Annotated in this window: 6 protein-coding genes; 4 read left to right on the top strand and 2 right to left on the bottom strand. The window is 67.7% G+C overall.

Annotated elements, in window-relative coordinates; genetic code table 11:
- The 3 genes from ACIA5H_RS34570 to ACIA5H_RS34560 all read left to right on the top strand — a co-directional run.
- The coding region (locus ACIA5H_RS34570; protein WP_356968766.1) for a hypothetical protein at positions 1-218 on the top strand (218 nt) is incomplete at its 5' end.
- Between the two features lie 102 nt (positions 219-320).
- Positions 321-4,274, top strand: a complete 3,954-nt coding sequence (locus ACIA5H_RS34565; RefSeq protein ID WP_379253972.1) for a DNA-directed RNA polymerase subunit beta' — start codon at positions 321-323, stop codon at positions 4,272-4,274.
- A 78-nt stretch (positions 4,275-4,352) separates the two neighbouring features.
- Positions 4,353-4,877, top strand: coding sequence for a PaaI family thioesterase (locus ACIA5H_RS34560; RefSeq protein ID WP_397080158.1), 525 nt, complete (start codon positions 4,353-4,355; stop codon positions 4,875-4,877).
- Between the two features lie 241 nt (positions 4,878-5,118).
- On the opposite strand, the gene ACIA5H_RS34555 is transcribed toward ACIA5H_RS34560, so the two are convergent.
- On the bottom strand, positions 5,119-6,129 hold the full coding sequence (locus ACIA5H_RS34555; protein ID WP_397080156.1) for an aldo/keto reductase: 1,011 nt from the start codon (positions 6,127-6,129) through the stop codon (positions 5,119-5,121).
- A 100-nt stretch (positions 6,130-6,229) separates the two neighbouring features.
- Between ACIA5H_RS34555 and ACIA5H_RS34550 the strand changes: the two genes are divergently transcribed.
- Positions 6,230-7,084, top strand: coding sequence for a helix-turn-helix transcriptional regulator (locus ACIA5H_RS34550; protein ID WP_379253970.1), 855 nt, complete (start codon positions 6,230-6,232; stop codon positions 7,082-7,084).
- On the opposite strand, the gene ACIA5H_RS34545 is transcribed toward ACIA5H_RS34550, so the two are convergent.
- The gene (locus ACIA5H_RS34545) at positions 7,081-7,704 is read right to left on the bottom strand and encodes a hypothetical protein (protein ID WP_397080154.1); all 624 of its coding nucleotides are present in this window, start codon (positions 7,702-7,704) and stop codon (positions 7,081-7,083) included. The genes ACIA5H_RS34550 and ACIA5H_RS34545 overlap by 4 nt on opposite strands.
- Positions 7,705-7,858: the final 154 nt, after the last annotated feature.

Raw genomic sequence — 7,858 nt, 5'->3', positions numbered from 1 at the left:
AGGGCGAGAACATCCCGGAGCCGGGCATTCCGGAATCGTTCAAGGTCCTGCTCAAGGAACTCCAGTCGCTGTGCCTCAACGTCGAAGTGCTGTCGTCCGACGGCGCCGCGATCGAGCTGCGCGAAGGCGAGGACGAGGACCTGGAGCGCGCCGCGGCGAACCTCGGCATCAACCTGTCGAGGAACGAAGCCGCCACCGTCGACGATCTGGCGAACTAGGCGGTCGGCCGGATGCCGTCACGGCATCCGGCCTCCCGCAACGGATTACCCAACTAGTGAACTTTTGCTCGAATTCGACCCGCACAGGGGAAAGGAAGTTACGTGCTAGACGTCAACTTCTTCGATGAACTCCGGATCGGCCTGGCCACCGCCGAAGACATCCGTCAGTGGTCCTACGGCGAGGTGAAGAAGCCGGAGACCATCAACTACCGCACGCTCAAGCCGGAGAAGGACGGCCTGTTCTGCGAGAAGATCTTCGGTCCCACCCGGGACTGGGAGTGCTACTGCGGCAAGTACAAGCGCGTCCGCTTCAAGGGCATCATCTGTGAGCGCTGTGGCGTCGAGGTGACTCGCGCCAAGGTGCGCCGCGAGCGCATGGGCCACATCGAGCTGGCCGCTCCGGTCACCCACATCTGGTACTTCAAGGGCGTGCCCTCGCGCCTGGGCTACCTGCTCGACCTGGCGCCGAAGGATCTGGAAAAGATCATCTACTTCGCCGCCTACGTCATCGTGGCGGTCGACGAGGAGCTGCGGCACAACGAGCTGTCCACGCTCGAGGCCGAGATGGAGGTCGAGAAGAAGGCGGTCGCCGACCAGCGCGACGCCGACCTCGAGGCCCGCGCTCAGAAGCTCGAGGCCGACCTGGCCGAGCTGGAGGCCGAAGGCGCCAAGTCCGACGTCCGCCGCAAGGTCAAGGACGGCGGCGAGCGGGAGATGCGCCAGCTCCGCGACCGTGCCCAGCGTGAGCTGGACCGGCTGGAGGAGATCTGGAACACCTTCACCAAGCTGGCGCCCAAGCAGCTCATCGTCGACGAGGTGCTCTACCGCGAGCTGGTCGACCGCTACGGCGAGTACTTCACCGGCGCGATGGGCGCGGAGTCCATCCAGAAGCTGATGGAGAGCTTCGACATCGAGGCCGAGGCCGAGTCGCTGCGCGAGACCATCCGCACCGGCAAGGGCCAGAAGAAGCTGCGCGCGCTCAAGCGGCTCAAGGTCGTCGCGGCGTTCCAGGCCAACGGCAACTCGCCGATGGGCATGGTGCTCGACGCCGTTCCGGTGATCCCGCCGGAGCTGCGCCCGATGGTCCAGCTCGACGGTGGCCGCTTCGCCACCTCCGACCTGAACGACCTGTACCGTCGCGTGATCAACCGCAACAACCGCCTCAAGCGACTGATCGACCTCGGCGCGCCCGAGATCATCGTCAACAACGAGAAGCGGATGCTGCAGGAGTCGGTCGACGCCCTGTTCGACAACGGCCGCCGCGGCCGTCCGGTCACCGGACCGGGCAACCGTCCGCTCAAGTCGCTGTCCGATCTGCTCAAGGGCAAGCAGGGCCGCTTCCGTCAGAACTTGCTCGGTAAGCGCGTCGACTACTCGGGCCGTTCGGTCATCGTCGTCGGTCCGCAGCTGAAGCTGCACCAGTGCGGTCTGCCCAAGCTGATGGCGCTGGAGCTGTTCAAGCCGTTCGTGATGAAGCGCCTGGTCGACCTGAACCACGCGCAGAACATCAAGTCGGCCAAGCGGATGGTGGAGCGGCAGCGGCCGCAGGTGTGGGACGTCCTCGAAGAGGTCATCGCCGAACACCCCGTGCTGCTCAACCGCGCGCCCACCCTGCACCGTCTCGGTATCCAGGCCTTCGAGCCGCAGCTGGTGGAAGGCAAGGCCATCCAGCTGCACCCGCTGGTCTGTGAAGCGTTCAACGCCGACTTCGACGGTGACCAGATGGCCGTGCACCTGCCGCTGTCGGCGGAGGCGCAGGCCGAGGCTCGCGTGCTGATGCTGTCGTCGAACAACATCCTGTCGCCCGCCTCGGGCCGCCCGCTGGCCATGCCGCGTCTGGACATGGTGACCGGCCTGTACTACCTGACCCGTCTGGAAGAGGGCGCGAAGGGTTCCTACCAGCCGGCCACTCAGGACGGTCCGGAGCAGGGCGTGTACTCCTCGCCCGCCGAGGCGCAGATGGCGGTGGACCGCGGTGAGCTCACCGTGCGTTCGCTGATCAAGGTCCGGTTGACCGACCAGCGTCCGCCGAAGGAGATCGAGGCTCAGCTGTTCCCGGAGGGCTGGCGCCGCGGCGACGCGTGGACCATCGAGTCCACGCTGGGCCGGGTGCTGTTCAACGAGCTGCTGCCGGTGGACTACGCGTTCATCAACGAGCAGATGCCCAAGAAGCGCCAGGCGACGATCATCAACGATCTCGCCGAGCGTTACCCGATGATCGTGGTCGCGCAGACCGTCGACAAGCTCAAGGACGCGGGCTTCTACTGGGCCACGCGTTCCGGCGTGACGGTCTCCATGTCCGACGTGCTCGTGCCGCCGGAGAAGGCCGAGATCATGGAGCGCTACGAGGCGCAGTCGGATCAGATCGAGAAGAAGTACCAGCGCGGTGCGCTCGATCACCAGGAGCGCAACAACGCCCTGGTGAAGATCTGGCAGGAGGCGACCGAGGAGGTCGGTAAGGCGCTGCGCGCGCACTACCCGGCCGACAACCCGATCATCACGATCGTCGACTCGGGCGCCACGGGTAACTTCACCCAGACCCGTACCCTCGCCGGTATGAAGGGCCTGGTGACGAACCCGAAGGGTGAGTTCATCCCGCGGCCGATCAAGTCCTCCTTCCGTGAGGGCCTGACGGTTCTGGAGTACTTCATCAACACCCACGGCGCTCGTAAGGGTCTGGCCGACACCGCGCTGCGCACCGCCGACTCGGGTTACCTGACCCGTCGTCTGGTGGACGTCTCGCAGGACGTCATCGTGCGCGAGCACGACTGTGGCACCGAGCGCGGCATCGTGGTGCCGATCGCGGAGAAGCAGCTCGACGGCTCGATCATCCGCGACGCGCACGTGGAGACCTCCACCTATGCGCGCACGCTCGCGTCCGACGCGCTCGACGCGCAGGGCAACGTCATCGTGGGCAAGGGCGCCGACCTCGGCGACCCGGCGCTGGAGGCGCTGCTCGAGGCGGGTATCACCGAGGTGAAGGTCCGCTCCGTGCTGACCTGCACCACCGGCACCGGCGTGTGCGCGACCTGCTACGGCCGCTCGATGGCGACCGGCAAGCTGGTCGACATCGGTGAGGCCGTCGGTATCGTCGCCGCGCAGTCCATCGGTGAGCCCGGTACCCAGCTGACCATGCGTACCTTCCACCAGGGTGGTGTCGCGGGTGACGACATCACCGGCGGTCTGCCCCGTGTGCAGGAGCTGTTCGAGGCGCGCGTGCCGAAGGGCAAGGCGCCCATCGCCGAGGTCTCCGGTCGCGTGCGGCTGGAGGACGACGATCGCTTCTACAAGATCACCATCATCCCGGATGACGGTGGCGAAGAGGTTGTCTACGACAAGCTCTCGAAGCGGCAGCGTCTGCGTGTGTTCAAGCACGACGACGGCACCGAGCGTCTGCTCTCCGACGGTGACCACGTCGAGGTCGGCCAGCAGCTGCTGGAAGGCGCGGCGGATCCGCACGAGGTGCTGCGCATCATGGGCCCCCGGCAGGTTCAGGTCCATCTGGTCCACGAGGTCCAGGAGGTCTACCGCTCGCAGGGTGTGTCGATCCACGACAAGCACATCGAGGTCATCGTGCGCCAGATGCTGCGTCGCGTGACGATCATCGACTCGGGCGCAACGGAGTTCCTGCCCGGCTCGCTCACCGAGCGCGCCGAGTTCGAGGCCGCGAACCGTCGCGTCGTCGCCGAGGGCGCCGAGCCCGCGGCGGGTCGCCCGGTGCTGATGGGTATCACCAAGGCGTCGCTGGCCACCGACTCGTGGCTGTCGGCGGCGTCCTTCCAGGAGACCACCCGAGTCCTGACGGACGCGGCGATCAACTGCCGCTCCGACAAGCTCATCGGCCTCAAGGAGAACGTGATCATCGGCAAGCTGATCCCGGCCGGTACCGGTATCAACCGCTACCGCAACATCCAGGTGCAGCCGACCGAGGAAGCTCGTGCCGCCGCGTACGCGGTGCCGTCCTACGACGACACCTACTACAGCCCGGACAGCTTCGGTCAGACCACCGGCGCCGCGGTTCCGCTCGACGACTACGGCTTCAGCGACTACCGCTGATCCGTCAGCCGTAAGCATCCGGCCCCCGCTCCGTTCTGGAGCGGGGGCCGGATTCGTTTCGCGCGCGGTGGACAACCGGTGGGGAAGCCAGTAAAAGTAGAACAGGTTTCAGTTCTGCTCCTGGAGGTGGCGGTGGACGGCGTGGCGTTGGCGGATCTGGTGGTGGCCGGGTTCCGGAAGCTGGGGTTCATCCAGTACGCGGGGGTGGAATGGGAGGAGTTCGCGGCGGGGCGCAATGTGGTGTCGGTCGTGCCGCGGGCGGAACACCTGAACCACAACGGGGATCTGCACGCCGCCGTGTTGTTCGGGATGGCGGAGACCGCCGCGATGGGCGCGTCGGTGTCGGGACTCGTCGACCTGATGGGGGATACGTTCATCGTCGCCAAGGACGGGCGCATCGAGTACAAAGCCCGGGCGAAAGGGGAAGCGGGGCCGTTCCGAGCTACTTCCGCGTTCTCGGGCGAGACGCTGGCGAAGATGCGTGCGGACATCGAGGCGAAAGTGCCGCTCGAACTCGAAGTTCCGGTGGATATCGCCGACGCCACCGGAAAGACCGTGGCCGCAGCGGTGTTCACGGCCGTGCTGCGTCCGCGCCGGACGTGATCGCGCCCGGAGGCGCTCGGAGCTACCGTGCTCCACGGTGCGTGACCGGCGCCGCGGGCCGGGCGCGCGGACGCACGCACGCCGGGTTTTATGGAGAACAGCGGAATAGTGGGGTCGCCCGGACCGCTGTCGTGGCGAGGCCGTCGGGACTCGCGTCCCTCGCCGTGCCGCTGCCGTCGATTTCGGCATCGGGGGTCAGGGCACGGGTGGTCCGGGGCGCGGCCGCGCTCCGGACGTGACCTCACCGCTCGCTGTCGAGCATCGCCATCTGTGCCGTGGCGTAGCGTTCCCCCGCGACTCGGTCTGCGGGCACGGCCGACTCGATGGTGGACAGCTCCTCGTCGGTTAGCGAAAGATCAAGGGCGCGAACAGCTTCCGCCCAGCGCTCGCGTCGGCGGGTGCCGATGAGCGGCACGATGTCCGCGCCGCGGGTCAGTGCCCAGGCGATGGCCAGTTGCGCCACCGAGGCGTCCTTGCGCGCCGCGATCTCGTTCAGCGCGCGGACCAGCTCCAGATTCCGGTCCAGGTTCTCGCCCTGGAAGCGCGGGCTGTGTGCGCGGAAATCGGTCGGGTCGAAGGTGGCGCCGGGCTGGATCGCATCGCTGAGCAGACCGCGTGAGAGCACGCCGTAGGCCGTGACGCCGATGCCGAGCTCGCGGCAGACGGGCAGGATGCGCTCCTCGATGCCCCGCGAGATCAGCGAATACTCGATCTGCAAGTCCACGATGGGATGCACGGCCGCCGCGCGCCGGATGGTTTCCGGGCCGACCTCGGACAGGCCGACATGGCGGACGTATCCGGCTTCGATCAGCTCGCCGATGGCGCCGACGGTGTCCTCGATCGGCACGTCCGGATCCAGCCGGGCGGGTCGGTAGATGTCGATGTGGTCGACGCCGAGCCGCCGGAGGCTGTAGGCCAGGAAATTGCGCAGCGCGGCGGGACGGTTGTCCATGCCGACGAAACCGCCGTCGGGGCCGCGCAGCGCGCCGAACTTCACGCTCAGCACCACGTCCTCGCGGGGACGTTCGGCGATGGCCTTGCCGATCAGCATCTCGTTGTGGCCCGCGCCGTAGAAATCGCCGGTGTCGATGAGGTTGACGCCGGAGTCCAGCGCCGCATGGATGGTCGCGGTCGATTCGGCGTCGTCGGTCGTACCGTACGCGCCGGACATGCTCATAGCGCCGAGGCCGATCCGGCTGACGGTCGGACCGGTGGCTCCCAGCCGCACTTCGTCGATCTTCGTTGTCGTCATGGGACCAGCCTGAACCGTGCGGGACCGCCGCGGGAGAGATCGTTTATCGGGGGAGCGGCGATCCCTGGCTGAGCACGCCGTTTCGGGGGACAGTGAAGACATGGACCGCCCCGAACTCGCCGACTTCCTGCGCCGTCGCCGGGAGCAGCTCACGCCCGCCGACGTGGGATTGCCGCCCGGCATCCGGCGGCGCACGCCGGGGCTGCGCCGCGACGAGGTCGCCCTGCTCGCGGGCATCTCGACCGACTACTACACCCGGCTCGAGCAGTCACGCGGTCCGCGTCCGTCCACCCAGGTGCTCGCGTCGCTCGCGCGCGCCCTGCGTTTCGACAACGACGAACGCGACCACCTCTACCATCTGTGCGACCACGCCCCGCCGGGCCGCGAGACGACCGACAAGCACGTGGGCCCCGGCCTGATGCACTTGCTCGCCAAGCTCGACGACACCGCGGCCACGGTCGTCACCGATCTCGGCGAGGTGCTCGTGCAGAACCGGATGCACACCTTGCTGGTCGGCGATCACGGCGAACGGCGCGGCTGGGACCGGTACTACGCCTACCGCTGGTTCACCGACCCGTCCGCGCGCGCGACCTTCCCGGAGGAGGATTGGGACCGGCTCAGCCGCCATCACGTCGCGGATCTGCGTGCCACGGCCGCGCGCCGGGCAGCCGATTCGGACGTGATCGAGTTCGTCGCGCGGCTACGCTCCGTGAGCGTCGAGTTCGACCGGCTCTGGAACGAACACGAAGTAGCCGTGCGGCTTTCGGATATCAAGCGCATCTTGCATCCGCAGGTCGGGCTGATCGACATGGTCTGCGAAACGTTGCTCACACCCAACTCCGCCCAGCGCCTGCTGGTCTACCTCCCGCGCCCCGGCACGGACGCGGCCGAGAAGCTGGACTTGCTGCGGGTGATCGGCACGCAGCAGTTGACGCCCGTCGACCGGCTCGACTAGGGCACGGTGACGTACTCGAGCGCCGCGTCGACGGCGGGCTGTCCACCGCCGATGACGTACCCGGCCATCGCGCCGATCGCGGCGCCCGCGACCGCGGCGACGGGCACCGTGATGAAGTCGATCACGAACAGGCCGAGCGGGAATCCGACGATGAAGCCGATGGCGGCGCCGATTCCCGCGCCCGCCAGGATGGTCGGCATGACCTTCTCGGCCTCGGCGTAGAACCGCTCCTGGGCGCTGACGTCGCGCAGCGGCGCGTCGGCCATGGCGATCGGCGCGACGGTGAGCCGATGTCCCGCGTCCTCGAGTACGGGCCGCAGGGACACGCGCTGGTCCCCGATGCGCAGCGTCATCGGTAGCGCGGCGACGATCTGGCCGTCGCGATCGGCGACCGTCACCACCCGGTCGTCGTGGGTCAGCTTGAACGTTCCGTCCTGGAGGGTCGCCACCGCAGCACGGCGATCCTCGCTGGCGGCGACCTCGTAGGCGACCTGATGGAACGTGCCGTGCAGGTCGAGCGGCGCGTCGGCGGGCGCGGGCTGCGCGTGCGCGGCGCTCGTGGTGAGTGCGGTGGCCGCCAGCGCAACCAGAGTGGTCGCGGTGAATTGGGAGATCCTCATCGTGCTCTTTCCGTGTCCCGCCCCGTGTCCGGTTCGTCCGGACAAGATACCGCTCGACGGGCTCGATCAGAAGGGTTGAGCGACAGTTCATCACCGATTGCGGCGGCGAAAGTATCTGTCGCACTTCGCCGGCGGGTGCCTGTAAAGCGGGAAT

Source organism: Nocardia sp. NPDC051900 (assembly GCF_044452545.1).
In the GTDB taxonomy this organism is placed as follows: Bacteria; Actinomycetota; Actinomycetes; order Mycobacteriales; family Mycobacteriaceae; genus Nocardia; species Nocardia sichangensis.
This window is presented reverse-complemented; position numbering and strand designations above follow the sequence as displayed.

What these genes read in the sequence shown, in the direction of transcription:
- ACIA5H_RS34555 (WP_397080156.1), bottom strand. Translation starts at nt 6,129, where the DNA reads ATGACGACAACGAAGATCGACGAAGTGCGGCTGGGAGCCACCGGTCCG.
- ACIA5H_RS34550 (WP_379253970.1), top strand. Translation starts at nt 6,230, where the DNA reads ATGGACCGCCCCGAACTCGCCGACTTCCTGCGCCGTCGCCGGGAGCAG.
- ACIA5H_RS34545 (WP_397080154.1), bottom strand. Translation starts at nt 7,704, where the DNA reads ATGAGGATCTCCCAATTCACCGCGACCACTCTGGTTGCGCTGGCGGCC.